Below are 16,203 nucleotides of genomic sequence, written 5' to 3'. Positions count from 1 at the left end.
ATCTTTACTGAAACAGCCTATTATAAACTAATATAAACTCGAAAAATCATATGGAACTACCGTATAGTTGTTCGGGTTTATCTATGGCTGGAATACTTATGTCCCAGCCTCTTTTTAAAATCGTTTTCGCGGAGCAAATAAAAAAGTAGTGGTTCGTTTGATTTTAGATTTCTAGAGTCCATTTATAGCCAACACCCCAAACAGTTTGTAAATAAGTATCAGCAGGAAAATCCGTTTTTCTCAGCTTGTCCCTTAAGTTGCGGATATGTGAGTCAATGGTTCGGTCTTCAGTTGATACATTATAGCCCCAAATTGTCGTGATTAAATGTTCTCTTGTGAACACCATATTTTGATTGGATAAAAATAAAGATAATAAGGAAAATTCCTTTGGCGTAAGGACAATTTCTTGTCCATTATAAGTAACTTGGAAGGAACTTTTATCTAATTTAAGTCCTTTAAAGAAGATTTTTTTTGAATCACTTTTCAATCGTCGTAAAACAGCATTAATTCTTGCAACCAATTCTTCTTCATCAAATGGTTTTGCAATATAATCATCAGCTCCATTCTCTAGTCCTTTTACTATGTCTGCTTTTTCGGTTCTAGCTGTCAGCATAATAATAGGAGTATTCCAGTTTTTTCTTATTTCCCTACAAGTTTCCCAGCCATCCATATTTGGCATCATTACATCTAATAAAATTAAGTCCACATGATTAGAATCTATTAACTTAATTGCCTCCATCCCTGAAGTAGATTTGATGCATTTAAAGTCTAGTGGAGACAAGTATAAAGATAATAAATCTAGCATAATAGGCTCATCATCCACCAGTAATAAAGTTTTCATTTTTCATTCTCCTTAAAAATTATTTCAAATTCTGAACCCATCTGTTCTTTACTATTTAGGGTGATTTCTGCTCCATGAGCATGTACAAGCTCTTGAACGATTGAAAGTCCTAAGCCAGTACCACCAAGGGATCTTTTACGTGATTTTTCCACCCGATAAAACCTGTTAAAGATGTAGGGAATATCTTTTTCAGGAATTCCTTTTCCGTTATCTTTTATTAAGAAATGTATCGATTTCTTTTCTTTCCAAACATCTAATGCCACTAAACTACCAGTTTTTGAGTACTTTATCGCATTATCCAATAAGTTCAGGAGAATTTGCTCTAGTCGAATCGGGTCTGCAAAAAGATTTAAGTTATTTTGAAAGTGAACATTAAAATTCATGTTTTTTTCATTAATAGCAGGCGTGAGCTTCCGTTCAATTTCTTTTAGAAAAATACTTAAATCAATTTTTTCTTTATTTATCACAAACGAATTTTTATCTATTTTAGCTAGTTCGAATAAGTCTTTTATTAAAAGATTCAAACGATTTATTTCCGTAACAATAATCGTTAAGTATTTCTCCCTTTCTTCTTGAGGAGGATTCCGTTTAAGGAGTATATCTGCATAGCCTTTGATATAGGTTAATGGCGTTCTAAGCTCATGAGAAATACTTGCTAAAAATTCATTGCGCTCTCTTTTTAAATAGTTTAAGTCAGTTGCAAGGGTTTCAATGGATTTAGCTAACTCACCTAATTCATCGTCCGATTTTCGAGTAATCGTAACAGCAAAATTCCCTTTGTTTATTTGAGAAGTTGCTTTTTTCATTTGAATCAGAGGTTTTGTAATTCCACGGGATAAAAAAATAATGATAATGATCGTTACAAAAATAGAGATAAAGCCAACTAAAAGAAAATGTTTATTTAAACTTTGAATGAGGTTATGAACAGATTCTGTGTTTTGAAACATATATACATAGCCTTGTGTCTGTCCATTAATCTTAACGGGACTTAACGTTGAGATAACAGGTTCTCTTTTCCAATTTTCTTCAACGATTTCCCCGCTATATGGAATTGTGCCTATGTCTTTTTTTATATACTTTTCAAACGAATTTAACTTTGAAGAGGAGCCTAAAATATATTTTGCTTCATCCGTAATTACTACATCTGTGTTTGATTCAGATTCCATTAATATAACATGGTCGATTATTTCCTTATTAAAATGCTTTTCTAGTACAGTCCGATGAGAATTTCCTCTTGATTGAAGGGCGTCCAATTCCTCCTGTACTCTATTTTCAACAACAGCTTCATGTAATAGGAAGAGCATCAAGGTGATAAGTCCAAAAATAATGCAAAAAAACAGGATGCCAATTTTTAATGAAAGTTTATTCATTGTGTATCTCCTAGTAATCAGTGGTATTATCTCTTAGTATAAAGGATAAATTTCAAGATTTTGTGGAGAAATATGAATTTTTTATAGATATTATAAATAGGAGAGAGAAGCAAAAAAATTTTGGTGGAAGACAAAGACTCACATGCCTTATTAAATTATGTGAGTCTTTGTCAGGATGAACAGGTGTACCTATAAACAGAATTAATGAATCGCAGACTTAGAGAATTTTCCTCCATGAGCTTCTTGCGTATCCATAATGGTAATAAATGCTTTCGGGTCGATTTCTTGGACTATACTTCGGAATTTCGCTATTTCTAATCGTGTAAATACTACATATAATACTTCCTTCTCTTGATCCAAATAGCCCCCTTTTCCTTTAAGCTTTGTGACGCCTCTGCCTAAACGATCAGAAAGCGCTTGTGCAATTTCTTCATATTCATCAGAAATAACCATCGCAGCTTTTGTATCATCAAAGCCCTGAATAACGGAGTCAATTGCTTTACTAGCAATATAATAGGTAAGGATGGAGAACATCGCTTGTTCCCAGCCTAATACAAACCCTGCCCAAGAGAAAATAAAGACATTGATAAACATCACAAATTCTCCAACGGAAAAAGGAATTCTTTTTGTAAGGAGGATTCCTAGTATTTCTGTACCATCTAAGGCACCTGAATTTCTAATGACAATCCCTACACCAGCTCCAAGCAATAAACCACCAAAGACTGTGGCAAGCAGTGGCTGTGTGGTTATTGGCTCAAAATGTTCGAGCAAAAATTCAATAATAGCGAGCATTATAATGGAATAAAGGGAGGAAATACAGAAGTTCTTCCCAATGTATTTATAGCCCGCAAATAAAAATGGAAGATTGAGAATAAACACAAGGACTCCAAAGCTTAAGCCATAACTATATTTAAGTATCAAGGAAATCCCAATTACTCCACCATCAATAATCGTATTTGGAGCTAAGAATAAATCAATAGCGATTGCTGCAAAACCAGCACCGATTGTGAGCATTAAGTATCGCATTATTAAATGTGAGGTACTTTCTTTTTTATGCGTTTTTACCATGAATTAAAACACCTTTCACCCTTATGTATAATAAAGAACTTGCCTGGATTATATAGTACCACAATAAGATTGCAGGAAAAAATTAGAGAAAGGAATCGTAGCAAAATATTGCATTATGGGGATTCGGAAGATAAAATACTACATATAGTACATTTTAATTCTAGGTAGGTGAAAATATGTTTAACAGAGAATTAGTAAAAGGAAGTACTTCCTTAATTTTGCTCCAGCTTTTAGCAGAAAAAGAAATGTATGGATATGAACTTGTTAAAGAGATGGAAAAGAGAAGCGACTATTCCTTACAGGTAAAAGAAGGGACCTTATATCCTGCACTACATAAATTAGAGAGACAGGAATATGTAGAATCCTTTTGGAAGGATTCAGAGAAAGGACCTGCGAGAAAATACTATCGAATAACAGAGACAGGTCTTCAAATCTTGGAACAAAAAACAACAGAATGGAAAAATTTTGTGCAAACCATTGATAAAGTAATCGGGAGAAAAGGACTATGATTTATTCAAAAGCATCCTTTATGAAACAGCTTCGAGAGTTATTAAAGGTCCATGATCAATCAGAGGAAATATGCAGGGAATATGAACTCCATCTCACCGACTTGTTAGAAGATATTCTACTAGAAGAGCAGTGTACGGAAAAAAAAGCAATGCTTATCGCGCTGGAAAAGCTAGGCACCCCTGAGGAAATTGCGGCATTATATCAAGAAGAACTAACCATGACAGCAAAGAATACGCAATGGAATTTCTTTTTCGCTAATTTGTTTTTCTTTGCTGGCGGGATTGGTTTAACGGTTATTTATCATCACTTGTCGAATCCAGCCATCAGTAAATTATGGCTATTCCTTACTAGTATTCCATTTTTTTTAATTTTGCTTTATTTATTTTTTTGGCTCTTGCTAGGTTATGAAGTCGGCAAGGAATTTGGCCTTGGGGGTAAAAAATTATTAGTGAAAACGTTTTCCATCTCGTTGATTCCGAATCTTATGTTAATGTGCTCAGTCGTTTTCAACATTATTCCTTTATCTTTATTTGATCCATTACTTACACCTGAATTTATTTTAATCTGTATCGCTTTTACAATTATTTTGTATCCAATATGTTTTCTCGCATTTCGCTTTGGAACAACGAAATCCATTTAAGTTGTTCTTATGGTTTACTACCAAGAATTACTATGTATTGTATTTCTGCTATTTTTTAATGTTCTATATAGAATTTCTATGTAAAGGGGAAGAGTGAAATGAATAAGAAAAATAGTATTTATTTTATCGGATGTTTATTGCTTGCTATTATTGCAGAAGTAACATTATTCACAGAGAAAATTGGAATTTCTCTTAGCATTTTTGTTGTTGCATTTTACGTTTTTTATTTTTACATCACGAAAAAGGTGAATCATACACATCGAATAATCGGAATTTTTATATTTGTATGTATTTGGAGTTTAACCTTGTCTTTCATTTTCATTGCAAATCCTTATTTTTATTCTGTTAATCTATTAGTAATTTTTCTGTTAATAGGTGTACATACAATCCTAGTCACAAGTCCTTCTTTTCTTAGTTGGAGTAATGTCGATATCCTCCGTTATATGCAAAAGAAATTTTTGTACTTTTTTAAATTCGGTAAATATCTTACTTTTCTCGTACGAAAATGGATAAAGGAATATGGGAATGAAAGGAATTATTCCATAACAAAAAGAATACTATTAGGAATCCTCATTGTATTACCAATATTATTTGTATTAATCTTTCTATTAAGTTTATCGGACCAGTATTTTCGCATCATGATTGAAAAAATGATTTCACATCTTGTTTCTTTAAATATAGAAGAAATAAGTATTTTCCTACGTATCATCTTATTATTTGTCTTTCTATTACTATGGTTAAAAACAATTAGTAAGAAGTCGATTATTATTCCTCAAGTAAGAAAAGAACCAGAAGGGAGATGGGAGCAAGCGACAATATTAACGATTTTAGTGTCCATAAATGGATTGTATCTATTTTATACAATTGTTCAGTTTCAATATTTTTTTAATGATGTATTAATGAATGGCTTTACCTATGCTACTTATGCAAAAAGAGGGTTCTTTGAACTAATTATCGTAACGGTTATTAATATATCGATAACTTTATTAGTCAATCTATTTACTAAAAAAAGAACCAGCTTTATAAAAATAGGTCTATCCTTATTAATTATATTCAGTTTTATTATTCTTTTATCTGCACATTTACGCTTATGCTTATATGAACAGGCTTACGGCTATACGTATTTACGATTGTTTTCTCATTCCTATATTTTCTTGTTAGCGGTGTTCTTTGCGTTTACGCTTATTAAAATTTGGATCGAGAAAATTCAACTTATGCGCCTCTTTTTATTGGTTTCCTTATTATATTACTGTGGGCTAAATGTAATCGATATTGACCGATTCATTGTTAGTAAAAATTTGGAACGATTTGAAGAGACGAATTTAATCGATTTACAGTATATTGAATCACTGTCTCTTTCCACCGTTCCAGTTCTAACCGAATATTACGAAAGGAATCAGGAAATGAATAGCATAAAACATTTGTTGCTCGCAAAAAAAGAGCTTCTTGAGGAAAGAGATGTAAAGTGGCAAAGCTATAACCTGATAGAAGACCGGGCAAGAAAATTGCTTGCAACAATGGACTTGGATGATGGTACATCAAAAAATCAGATTGGAAAAAAGTATCGATTAGAAAACAGTGATAATTAAAAGAAATTATTTTATTATCCCCGTATCTTTTTTGCTTTTTCATACGTTTTATATATAAATAGCTAAAGGAGGGATGGAAGGATGAGGGGGGAATTACCAGATATAAACGAACTGTATCGAAAACTTGATCATTATTGTCAGTACCTATCGTTAGACAAATGGGAGCGGGAAGATTTAATCCAAGATTCCCTTTTGAAAGCGATGGAAAATTATAAAGAGCAAGATATTACACCTGCATTACTTAAAAAAATAGCCAATAATCAGAGGATTGATAAGCTTAGGAAAAAGAAAGAACTCATTGGAATAGAAGTGAAAGAAAAAGGAATGGAAATAAATAGCTTAACATCCATGATACTTGCTGAATATCTTGCTGAAAAGCTGACATTTAAACAAGGCATCGTATATATGCTTGTGGAAGGATTTCAATTTCAGTTGAAAGAGGTTGGCGAGCTATTAAATCTGAGTGAGACCGCCGCTAAATCTGTTTTATTTCGAGCAAGGACCAAATTAAAAAAAGAAGGCTCTACTGTGAAAGCTCACCCTGAAGAAAATAGAGATGTTATTCGTTACCTATATTATGAAGTGTTAAAAATGGAAGATCCAGCTATTCTAATTGAGTCCATCTATAAAGAAATGGTATTAGCAAAACAAGTGGAAAAATATCCAACATGCAATGCCATGTTGATGGCAGCTTAGTAACTTAATTTGAATGGGAGGGAAAAGAAAATGAGTACGATACCATATGTTATTGAACAGTCAGCAAGCGGGGAAAGATCCTATGATATATATTCACGATTATTAAAGGACAGAATTATCATGCTTGGGGATGAAATTAATGATCAAGTTGCCAATAATATTGTCGCCCAACTATTATTTCTGGCAGCGGAAGATCCAGAAAAAGATATCTCCTTATACATTAATAGTCCAGGAGGATCGACTTCAGCGGGTTTTGCTATTTATGATACGATGCACTATATCAAACCAGATGTTCGCACAATTTGTACAGGAATGGCTGCCTCCTTTGGTGCGTTATTGCTTCTCGCAGGTGCGAAAGGAAAAAGATATGCCTTGCCAAATAGTGAAATTATGATTCATCAGCCACTAGGAGGTACAAAGGGGCAGGCGACAGAAATTGAAATATCTGCAAGAAGAATATTAAAGCTTAAAAGTCATATTAATCACATTATTGCAGATAAAACAGGTCAGTCTATTGAAAAAATAGCACATGACACAGAAAGAGATTACTTTATGAGTGCAGAGGAAGCAAAAAGCTATGGGATTGTGGATGAGATTATTACCGCAAAATAAAAGAAAAAAGAGGCTGGGACAAAACTAAATAGCCAATCTGTAAAGACGAATAATCTCTAAATTAGCTCTTAAATAAAGGCTGCTTTTTCATACTAGATATTTATGATTTTAAATAAAGTCAAGTGTAAAAACCAATTCGTTCCATTGCGCTACGGACACTCTATACGCCGGGGAGGAAGTTAGGCATATAAGGCTGCAGGTAATAACAACAGAATTTATTGAAATCTTCTTGTTAAAACTAAAAACACGAACGATTATACCTTATTTTCGGTATAAATGTTCGTGTTTATTGCTAACTGTAATACGTATGTCCCAGTCTCTTTGGGATACCCAGTGTACTAGCGTCTATCTGCATTTCATGTATAATAGAAAAAGAAATAAAATATTAGCTCTGAAAGTAAAAGGTGACAAAATGGATATTGTGACAGTACAAATTGAAACACCATATGAAAAAAACCTACTAAATGGCAACCCCTTAATATATAAAGACGCTATCGCAACTAGCTACAGTCTAGAAGAAGGGCAAATAATCGATGTCGTAACAAAAAAGAATAAGTTTATTGGCAGAGGATATTACGCCATTCAAAATAAAGGAATCGGCTGGATTTTAATAAGAGAGCAAAATGTTCCTATTGATGTTTCATTTTTTGAGAGGAAATTGAAGAAAGCGATTGATAAAAGAGATTCCTATTTTAAAGATACTAAAACAACAGCTTTTCGTATTTTTAATGGGGAAGGTGATGGAATTGGTGGCTTCTCTGTTGATTTTTATAATAAGTATCTATTAATACAATGGTACAGTATTGGAATTTATAAATACAAACGCTGGATTGTAGAATCCTTACAGCAATTATTAGATGTGGACGGGATATACGAGAAAAAAAGATTTGATCAAAATGGAACTTATTTAGAAGATGATGATTTTGTCAGCGGCAAAAGAGGGGAGTTTCCCATTACCATTTTAGAAAATGGTGTTAAATATGCGGTAAACTTAAACGAAGGAGCAATGACAGGGATCTTTTTAGATCAACGAGATGTACGTAAAACGATTCGCGACAAATATGCGAAAGGGAAAAACGTTCTAAATACCTTTTCTTATACTGGTGCATTTTCCGTAGCGGCAGCAGTTGGCGGCAGCTTATCAACAACAAGTGTTGATTTAGCGAATCGCTCCAAGCAAAAAACAGCGGATAACTTCTTACTAAATGAAATAGATGTAACGAGTCAAAAAATTATAGTAGAAGATGTATTTCATTATTTCAAATATGCAGTAAAGAAACAGTTTTCCTTTGACATGGTCATTCTGGATCCACCAAGCTTTGCACGTTCCAAAAAACATACCTTTCGAGCAGCGAAGGACTATACGAATTTACTAAAGGAAGCTATCGCGATTACAAATAATGGTGGAATCATTGTGGCTTCCACTAATTGTGCTACTTTTGATATGAAAAAATTCAAAAGCTTTATTGAAGCAGCTTTTTCCCATCAAAAAGACAGCTTTCAAATTTTAGAACAATTTGGCTTACCAAATGATTTTGCCAATATAAAAGAAGTAAAAGAGAGTAATTACTTAAAAGTCGTTTTTATAAAAAAGCTCAAATGATATTTTAGAATATTAATTTGCTGGATAGTTACTGAAAAAGGGATTTTGCATATTCATTGCAGAATCCCTTTTTATTTAAATAGAGGGTTTACGGAATGGAAAAACGTTTGTAATCTATTAAAGAAGGTTACTTTTCCTTATAGTCTATTTGAAAAAGTAATTTTCCAAAAAATCAAACCTTACATATGGAAAAAGGAGAACGTGGAGAATGACAATTAAAGCAATTCTATTTGATTTAGATGACACGTTGTTATGGGATAAAAAAAGTGTGCAAGACGCTTTTTTAAAGACATGCAAGCTTGCAGAAGAAAAATTTAATATTTCTGCAGAACATTTGGAAGAAGCGGTTCGAAAAGAGGCAAGGGCTCTATATGAAGGATATGATACATATGCTTTTACGAAAATGATTGGCATTAATCCATTTGAAGGGTTGTGGGGAGAATTTCTAGAAGAGCATGCTTTATTCCCGAAAATGAGAGAGATTATTCCTATTTATCGAAAAGAGGCATGGACAAAAGGATTGCTAGTATTAGGAATTGATGATTCATTATTTGGCGAGACATTAGCAGAAGCCTTTCCAGAAAACAGAAAGCAATCTCCTTATGTCTATGAAGAAACATTTTCTATTCTAGATCAATTAAAGGGGAAATACTCCTTATTATTACTAACAAACGGTTCCCCTCATTTGCAAAATACAAAACTATCCATTACCCCAGAAATTTCTCCTTATTTTGATCATATTGTCATTTCTGGAGATTTTGGAAAAGGAAAGCCTGATCCGTCCATCTTTGAACATGCAGTTTCTTTGCTAGGAGTAGAAAAGTCGGAATGTTTAATGGTAGGAGATAATTTAATGACGGATATTATAGGTGCGAATGAAACGGGAATCAAGTCAGTTTGGATTAATCGTGAGCATGTAGAAAAAAAGGAAGTCCAGCCTACTTATGAAATTCATCATCTTCATGATTTATTACCTATATTGAATAAGAAAGAATAAAAGTCTGGTAATCATAAGAGATCTAATGCGCTTATGGTTACCAGACTTTTTTAACTTTAATCTTCTGGTTGTTCGTTTGGTAAGATATGTCTATAAGGAACTGGGGATGCTAAAATGACGGATGTATTAATCGCTCCATACGGGATAAGACGATCAACTAAGTTTCTCATCCCATCTATTCCTGATACAGCTGCTTTTATTGTATAGCTTACAGGTCCGGTCACTCGATGACATTCAATAATATCTGTTTCCGTTTTGATAAATTCCTCAAACACATGTGGTTCTTCTTTAAGCTCGCTAATTTGAATGAATAAGAGGGTTTCTCTGCCTAGTTTTGCAGGTGATATTCTTGCACTGAACTCTAGAATAATTCCTTTTTCTTGCAGTCGCAATAGCCTTTCAGATACACTTGGACGACTTAAAGCTAATTTTTTGGATAAATCACTAACAGTAATTCTGGCATCTTCCTGTAAAATTTTTAGTAATTGTATGTCAACTTTATCCATTTTAATAAATACTCCTTTTTGCAAATTGAATGTATTAGTATTAATATTTGTGCGAATTTGAGGATGTACAGGGTAAATACATTCAGATTGGTATGTAAAATTGCTTCGATATATTCTATCATTATATATGTAATAATTCCACAAAAAAACCACATGTTTTTATAGGATTTCACCCATGAATCCTCCATTACTATTCCACTTACTTTACATTACATTAGGAGTGTTTGTATTTGAAAAAAATGATAGTTATGATGTTTGGATGCTTTATTACGTCATTCGGTTTGTATTTATTAAAAGGCTCGTCCATCGTTACGGGAGGAACAGCAGGGCTTGCATTAAGTGTATCTTATTTGCTACCAATCTCTTTTTCCATTTTATTTACCTTAATAAACATCCCGTTTTATATACTGGCTTACTTTAAAATGGGAAAGAAATTCACATTTTCAACGATATTAGCCGTATCTTTAGTTACCTTGTTTTCCTATTTACTCCCAATTATTCTTCCATCAATAGAGTTTTATCCTTTATTAGGTTCGATTATTGGAGGATTCATTATTGGGATAGGAACCATTATTTTATTTATGAATGGCTCTTCTTTAGGAGGAGCACAGATTTTGTCTCTTACTCTTCAAAAACAATTTAATTGGAATATGGGGAAAACCAATTTTATCTTTGATACAATCGTTATTTTAATCGGTCTATACAGTGTAGGTTTAGTAAGAGGCTTATATAGTATTGTGTCTGTGTTTATTATTTCCTTTATGATGAGTACTTTTAAGGAAAAAATAGCGCGTCGAAATACAGGCAAAAGTAGCGTAGAAAAAGTTTCGCCCGTTGTAGAAACACAGTCTGTTTAAGAATCAGAAATATAGAAACCCTTTCATAAATTTCCTGCGATTAGAAAATCAAAGGACTTATATGAGAGGGTTTTTCTAATTAATAATAGTTAAAAAAATATATTTGTATTTTCAGTATAATTATAGGGGAAAATAATTGACAGTGATAATCATTTTCATTTAAAATAAAAACAAATAAAGAATAGGAAGGTGTAAGATATAATGAAAAATGATTTCATTGTTTTAACTCCATTTCAATATATGATCGAATGTACCTGTCCTAGACCTGACCATACATTCATACTTGATTTACATAAAGGGGATATTATTACCGTTACAGAGGAGAAAAAGTATGTGGATTCCCTTGGTTGGCTTCTACTCGTTATGATAAATGATTATAGCTTCTTTATGTTTGTTGATGAAATAGAAGAATTTATCGCCAATAAAAAGATTACCTCTTTACTAGATATGGAATTGAGATTGAATTATTTAGAATATAAAGTAAACGAATCTTTAGATGGTTTAAATAAAGAGCAATTTGATTTATTTGCAAGTGAACTTAATGAATTAAAGTCTGTTCAAAAAGAGCTTGCGATGATTTAACTAGATAAAGTGAAACTTCCATCTATGGGGAGGTTCCTTCATCCCTCACTGATGGTTAGTTGAACCATTCGGACAGTTAAGGACAGTCGATTTCTTACCTATCTGCCTCGAATTCTCCTAAAGCTTGCAGGTGAGAGTCTTGCTAAAGTTTAAAAGGGGGATAAATTTCAATAAGTGATTCAGTTTCGTGCTGGGTTGCTTTTTTGTTGTTTTTGTAAATGAACTTAAGACAATTCTAACTTTCCTATTGAAATATAAGAAGCATTTTAAAAACAAATAAGAAGTATTTTCGGAAAATTCCTCAAAAAGTCTTGAATATTTGCAAACATCTCTTTAGGAGATTACAATGGAATAGTATTTAGAAGAAGGCAAAAGGTTTTGCTTAGGAGGAATATTTAGATGAAAGTTAAAATAAACAAACACGCAGTAAAAGTACTCAATCAAATGCTAGAAAAGGCAGAAGAAGGGGAAATGATTCGTGTATACATAACAGAGAATCATGGAAACCATGCTCATTATGATTTGAAATTGGACCAAAAGACAGAACACGATGAAGTTGTTCAGTCTGATAAAGACATTCCAATATTATTAGATACGAGAGATGTTGATTTCTTAGATGGCGTATGGATTCAATATTTTCATGTTCCACAACCAGGTTTTACAATTTATAACCCAGCTAAAGAGCATCACCATCATTAAAAAAGAGGAAGTGGAAACACTTCCTCTTTTTCTATAATTATAAGGCTGTTTTCTATAAGATTGTTGCATTTTCAATAGGGAAAATAAATTAATTAGGAATACGGAGCAGCTTGAATATACATAGACTCCCTATGGGATTAGCGAGAAAGGCGAGACCCCGGAGGCTCGCCGCTCGCCCCATGGAAAGAGAAGTGTATAAATTATAAAGTAAATAGTCCTACTGCTTGTTTTCATCCTGTTGGAAATGTGATATAATTTTCTACTAAATGGAACCTGTACTAAAAAATATCCGTCAAATTTCAGTAAATTATCGAAAGTGGGTTTACACATTTAATTATTTCGGTTATATACATTATGTAACATAAATTATGAGACTCTAGAAAAAATAATAATAAATCAATTCATTCCCAGTAAATCCACTAAAAAACTAGAATGAAATTCCAATTTTTTCTTGTTTTCGAATGAATGATATAAAAATTAGATAAATTATTCGTAATCTATCTTTTCTATCTATTAATAATTGATTTTAGTTAATGAATTTTTAAAAGAATAATGATACGATTAATGGTAATAGAGTATTTATGTAAAAAATTTAGATTAAGGGATGGTAATCTAATGACAACAACGATAAAAGGAAATGAGAGCAGTTTGCCTTTGCGAAAAGATGTTAAACACCTTGGTAATATTCTTGGAGAGGTACTTATCCACCATGGTGGCCAAGAGTTATTAGAAAAGGTAGAGACTATACGTAAGTTATCAAAGGAACTGCGCGAAACGAATAATGAACATACATATAATCAATTAAAGATAGAAATGGAAAAATTAGAAAAGCCTGTACGTCGACAAGTTATCCGAGCGTTCTCTAAATATTTCCATTTGGTGAATGTTGCTGAATTAAATCACCGTATTCGTCGTAAAAGAGAATATCAATTAAGTCAGGAAAAAGGCGTCCAGCCATATTCCATTGATCGTGCAATTATGGCATTTAAACAAAAGAATTTATCGGAAGAAACAATTCAAGAAGTGTTAAATACACTTTCATTAGAATTGATTATAACAGCGCATCCGACTGAATCAACGAAACGGACGATTCTAGAAAGCCAAAAGAGAATTGCGAATATCTTAAAACAACTTGATAATCCGATGTTGACAAAGAAAGAGCGACAACATTTAAACGATGATTTATTTGAAGAAATCACCATCATGTGGCAAACGGATGAGCTTCGTCAAGAACGTCCTTCTGTAATGGATGAAGTAAGAAATGGGCTGTATTATTTTGAGCAAACATTGTTTGATGTTCTACCAGAAATCCACCAAGAAGTTCAGGATGCACTTCATGAAAACTATCCTAACTTTGAATGGAAAGTACCTAATTTCCTATGGTTCGGTTCTTGGATCGGGGGAGACCGAGATGGTAATCCGAATGTAACACCAGATGTTACATGGCAAACACTTCATAAGCAAAATGAATTGGTCATTCAGAAATATATCGATGCTGTTGATGAATTGATGAAGAAATTTAGTCATTCTACTAATCGAGTAAAAGTTAGCTCGAAGTTAATTCAAACAATCATGGAGGAAGAACAGCTATATTTGACTCCTGAAAAGAAATGGCCGGTAGAAAAAGAAGTGTATCGCAGAAAATTTTCAATTATTTTAGAAAGATTAAAAGAATATGGAAAATCTGAAAAAGGCTATGTTAAGGTAGAAGAATTATTAGAAGACCTATTTTTAATACAAGAAAGCTTTGGGTTACATCAGCCGAAAGCACATCAACAAAAAGATTTACAAAAATTAATTCGTCAGGTGCAATTGTTTGGCTTCCATTTAGCAACGTTGGATATTCGAAATCATAGCGGAGAACATGAATCTGCAATTGATGAGATTTTGCGCAAAGTCGGCATAACAGATGATTATAAAAACCTACCAGAAAATGAAAAATTAGGTATACTTGAGTCTGTTTTAAATGATCCTCGGCCAATTCTTTTATTAAACGAGGATTATTCCAAAGAAACACAGGAAATGATTAGTACTTTTACGATGATTAGAGAAGCTCATAAGAAATTTGGAGAACGTGCAATTAACGTTTATTTAATAAGTATGACACGGTCACCAAGTGATATTCTTGAAGTGCTTTTATTGGCAAAAGAAGCTGGGATCTATCGCTTGCATGCTGATGGAACAGTTGAAAGTCATTTAAATGTTGCACCATTATTAGAAACGATAGAAGATTTAATTGCAGGTCCGGAAATTGTGGAAACTTTATTCCGTATGCCTGTTTACCGTGAGCATTTAAGACAGCATAATGACCAACAGGAAATTATGCTAGGATACTCCGATGGCAGTAAGGATGGCGGTACGTTAACGGCGAACTGGAAGTTATTTAAAGCGCAACGAGAAATTCACCAAATGGCAAGCAATTATCAAATCGGCTTAAAGTTTTTCCATGGCCGAGGTGGTTCCCTTGGTCGTGGTGGCGGTCCTTTAAATAAAAGCATTCTTTCTCAACCAGCTGAAACTTTAGGGGATGGAGTAAAGATTACGGAACAAGGGGAAGTATTATCCTCCCGTTATTTATTGGAGGATATCGCGTATCGAAGCTTAGAACAAGCAACGTCAACATTGCTAATGGCTATCGCTCATATTTCGAAGGATATTAGTGAACATAAAGAGGAAAGAAACCTGTGGGAAAGTTGTATGGAAGAAATATCTGCTATTTCTCTTGCAAAATATCAATCATTAGTATTTAATGATCCAGATTTTATGACCTATTTTAAAGAAGCGACACCTTTAAATGAAATAGGTAATTTAAAAATTGGTTCTAGACCTATGAGTAGAAAAAATAAGACAACATTTGAGAATTTACGTGCCATTCCATGGGTATTTGCATGGACTCAAAGTAGACAATTGCTACCTGCTTGGTATGCATCTGGTACTGGTCTTTCTGAATTTGCAAATCAAAAGCAAGGCAATATTGATATTTTGAAGCAAATGTATGCAAAATGGCCATTCTTCCGTTCAACGATTGATAATTTACAAATGGCTTTAATGAAAGCAGACTTAACAACTGCTAGAGAATATTCTTCACTTGTTGAAAATGAAGCCATTGGTAATCGCATCTATCAAAATATTAAAGAAGAATATGATAAAACAAGGGCGATTTTACTTGAAATTACGGGAATTGAAGAATTACTTGATCATACTCCGACGATTCAAGAGTCTGTTTATAGAAGGAATCCATATGTCGATCCATTGAATTTCTTCCAAGTGGAGTTAATTAAGCAGCTTCGTGAACAGGAAATACCAGATAAGGAATTAATGAATCAAGTGCTTCTAACGATTAACGGTATTGCTGCAGGTTTACGCAACACTGGTTGATTATAGAGTAGAAAAGGCAATAAGAAAGAGGTTGGGACGTAAGTATTTCAACTAATAGTAAAAACGAACATTTATGCGCGGTTAATACGCATTAATGTTCGTTTTTATTTATAGAAAGACGGTTTTTTAAAAAAAGTCTTTTGTTATTACCGGCAGTCTGAATACACTTCGCTTTCCATGGGGCGAGCGGTGAGCCTCCTCGGCTTCGCCTGTGGGATCTCCCCTTTCTCGCAGCTCCCATAGGAGCAGTCTACG

Annotated in this window: 15 protein-coding genes; 11 read left to right on the top strand and 4 right to left on the bottom strand. The window is 33.3% G+C overall.

What is annotated here, in order from left to right:
• Positions 1-163 precede the first annotated feature (163 nt).
• The 3 genes from AB3U99_RS13135 to AB3U99_RS13125 form a co-directional block, all read right to left on the bottom strand.
• A complete protein-coding gene (locus AB3U99_RS13135; RefSeq protein ID WP_400241601.1) occupies positions 164-841 on the bottom strand; it encodes a response regulator transcription factor in 678 nt (225 codons plus the stop codon).
• The gene (locus AB3U99_RS13130) at positions 838-2,211 is read right to left on the bottom strand and encodes a sensor histidine kinase (protein WP_400241599.1); all 1,374 of its coding nucleotides are present in this window, start codon (positions 2,209-2,211) and stop codon (positions 838-840) included. The genes AB3U99_RS13135 and AB3U99_RS13130 overlap by 4 nt, the downstream gene beginning before the upstream one ends.
• A gap of 201 nt (positions 2,212-2,412) precedes the next feature.
• Positions 2,413-3,279, bottom strand: a complete 867-nt coding sequence (locus tag AB3U99_RS13125) for a YitT family protein (protein WP_400241598.1) — start codon at positions 3,277-3,279, stop codon at positions 2,413-2,415.
• Between the two features lie 176 nt (positions 3,280-3,455).
• On the opposite strand from AB3U99_RS13125, the gene AB3U99_RS13120 reads away from it, so the two are divergent.
• From AB3U99_RS13120 to AB3U99_RS13090, 7 genes are all read left to right on the top strand, one after another.
• The gene (locus tag AB3U99_RS13120; protein ID WP_400241596.1) at positions 3,456-3,788 is read left to right on the top strand and encodes a PadR family transcriptional regulator; all 333 of its coding nucleotides are present in this window, start codon (positions 3,456-3,458) and stop codon (positions 3,786-3,788) included.
• Positions 3,785-4,429 (top strand): HAAS signaling domain-containing protein, encoded by a 645-nt coding sequence (locus tag AB3U99_RS13115; protein ID WP_400241594.1) that lies wholly within the window; start codon positions 3,785-3,787, stop codon positions 4,427-4,429. The genes AB3U99_RS13120 and AB3U99_RS13115 overlap by 4 nt, the downstream gene beginning before the upstream one ends.
• A 98-nt stretch (positions 4,430-4,527) precedes the next feature.
• On the top strand, positions 4,528-6,018 hold the full coding sequence (locus AB3U99_RS13110; protein ID WP_400241593.1) for a DUF4153 domain-containing protein: 1,491 nt from the start codon (positions 4,528-4,530) through the stop codon (positions 6,016-6,018).
• A gap of 81 nt (positions 6,019-6,099) precedes the next feature.
• The gene (locus tag AB3U99_RS13105) at positions 6,100-6,714 is read left to right on the top strand and encodes a sigma factor (protein WP_400241592.1); all 615 of its coding nucleotides are present in this window, start codon (positions 6,100-6,102) and stop codon (positions 6,712-6,714) included.
• 30 nt (positions 6,715-6,744) lie between these two features.
• Positions 6,745-7,326, top strand: a complete 582-nt coding sequence (clpP, locus tag AB3U99_RS13100) for an ATP-dependent Clp endopeptidase proteolytic subunit ClpP (RefSeq protein ID WP_400241590.1) — start codon at positions 6,745-6,747, stop codon at positions 7,324-7,326.
• 412 nt (positions 7,327-7,738) lie between these two features.
• Entirely contained in the window at positions 7,739-8,929 is a 1,191-nt protein-coding gene (locus AB3U99_RS13095) for a class I SAM-dependent rRNA methyltransferase (protein WP_400241588.1), read from the top strand.
• A gap of 208 nt (positions 8,930-9,137) precedes the next feature.
• On the top strand, positions 9,138-9,926 hold the full coding sequence (locus AB3U99_RS13090) for an HAD family hydrolase (protein WP_400241587.1): 789 nt from the start codon (positions 9,138-9,140) through the stop codon (positions 9,924-9,926).
• A gap of 56 nt (positions 9,927-9,982) precedes the next feature.
• Here the strand turns inward: AB3U99_RS13090 and AB3U99_RS13085 are convergent, their stop codons facing one another.
• Positions 9,983-10,432, bottom strand: a complete 450-nt coding sequence (locus tag AB3U99_RS13085) for an Lrp/AsnC family transcriptional regulator (protein ID WP_400241586.1) — start codon at positions 10,430-10,432, stop codon at positions 9,983-9,985.
• A gap of 239 nt (positions 10,433-10,671) precedes the next feature.
• Here AB3U99_RS13085 and AB3U99_RS13080 point away from each other — a divergent pair, with 239 nt between their 5' ends.
• The 4 genes from AB3U99_RS13080 (at position 10,672) to ppc (ending at position 15,948) form a co-directional block, all read left to right on the top strand.
• A complete protein-coding gene (locus tag AB3U99_RS13080) occupies positions 10,672-11,289 on the top strand; it encodes a YitT family protein (protein WP_400248067.1) in 618 nt (205 codons plus the stop codon).
• Between the two features lie 201 nt (positions 11,290-11,490).
• Complete coding sequence (locus AB3U99_RS13075) at positions 11,491-11,871, top strand: hypothetical protein (protein ID WP_400241584.1); 381 nt, start codon at positions 11,491-11,493, stop codon at positions 11,869-11,871.
• 399 nt (positions 11,872-12,270) lie between these two features.
• Complete coding sequence (locus AB3U99_RS13070; RefSeq protein ID WP_400241583.1) at positions 12,271-12,570, top strand: iron-sulfur cluster assembly accessory protein; 300 nt, start codon at positions 12,271-12,273, stop codon at positions 12,568-12,570.
• A gap of 615 nt (positions 12,571-13,185) precedes the next feature.
• Entirely contained in the window at positions 13,186-15,948 is a 2,763-nt protein-coding gene (ppc, locus tag AB3U99_RS13065) for a phosphoenolpyruvate carboxylase (protein WP_400241582.1), read from the top strand.
• The last annotated feature ends 255 nt before the right edge of the window (positions 15,949-16,203 follow it).

The sequence above is a fragment of the Niallia tiangongensis genome (assembly GCF_044704065.1).
GTDB classification, from domain to species: Bacteria; Bacillota; Bacilli; order Bacillales; family Cytobacillaceae; genus Niallia; species Niallia tiangongensis.
Note: the sequence above shows the minus strand (reverse complement) of the source record. Positions and strands in the feature narration are given on the sequence as shown.

Coding starts and splice junctions, on each gene's coding strand:
- AB3U99_RS13135 (WP_400241601.1), bottom strand. CDS start 841: ATGAAAACTTTATTACTGGTGGATGATGAGCCTATTATGCTAGATTTA.
- AB3U99_RS13130 (WP_400241599.1), bottom strand. CDS start 2,211: ATGAATAAACTTTCATTAAAAATTGGCATCCTGTTTTTTTGCATTATT.
- AB3U99_RS13125 (WP_400241598.1), bottom strand. CDS start 3,279: ATGGTAAAAACGCATAAAAAAGAAAGTACCTCACATTTAATAATGCGA.
- AB3U99_RS13120 (WP_400241596.1), top strand. CDS start 3,456: ATGTTTAACAGAGAATTAGTAAAAGGAAGTACTTCCTTAATTTTGCTC.
- AB3U99_RS13115 (WP_400241594.1), top strand. CDS start 3,785: ATGATTTATTCAAAAGCATCCTTTATGAAACAGCTTCGAGAGTTATTA.
- AB3U99_RS13110 (WP_400241593.1), top strand. CDS start 4,528: ATGAATAAGAAAAATAGTATTTATTTTATCGGATGTTTATTGCTTGCT.
- AB3U99_RS13105 (WP_400241592.1), top strand. CDS start 6,100: ATGAGGGGGGAATTACCAGATATAAACGAACTGTATCGAAAACTTGAT.
- clpP (WP_400241590.1), top strand. CDS start 6,745: ATGAGTACGATACCATATGTTATTGAACAGTCAGCAAGCGGGGAAAGA.
- AB3U99_RS13095 (WP_400241588.1), top strand. CDS start 7,739: ATGGATATTGTGACAGTACAAATTGAAACACCATATGAAAAAAACCTA.
- AB3U99_RS13090 (WP_400241587.1), top strand. CDS start 9,138: ATGACAATTAAAGCAATTCTATTTGATTTAGATGACACGTTGTTATGG.
- AB3U99_RS13085 (WP_400241586.1), bottom strand. CDS start 10,432: ATGGATAAAGTTGACATACAATTACTAAAAATTTTACAGGAAGATGCC.
- AB3U99_RS13080 (WP_400248067.1), top strand. CDS start 10,672: ATGATAGTTATGATGTTTGGATGCTTTATTACGTCATTCGGTTTGTAT.
- AB3U99_RS13075 (WP_400241584.1), top strand. CDS start 11,491: ATGAAAAATGATTTCATTGTTTTAACTCCATTTCAATATATGATCGAA.
- AB3U99_RS13070 (WP_400241583.1), top strand. CDS start 12,271: ATGAAAGTTAAAATAAACAAACACGCAGTAAAAGTACTCAATCAAATG.
- ppc (WP_400241582.1), top strand. CDS start 13,186: ATGACAACAACGATAAAAGGAAATGAGAGCAGTTTGCCTTTGCGAAAA.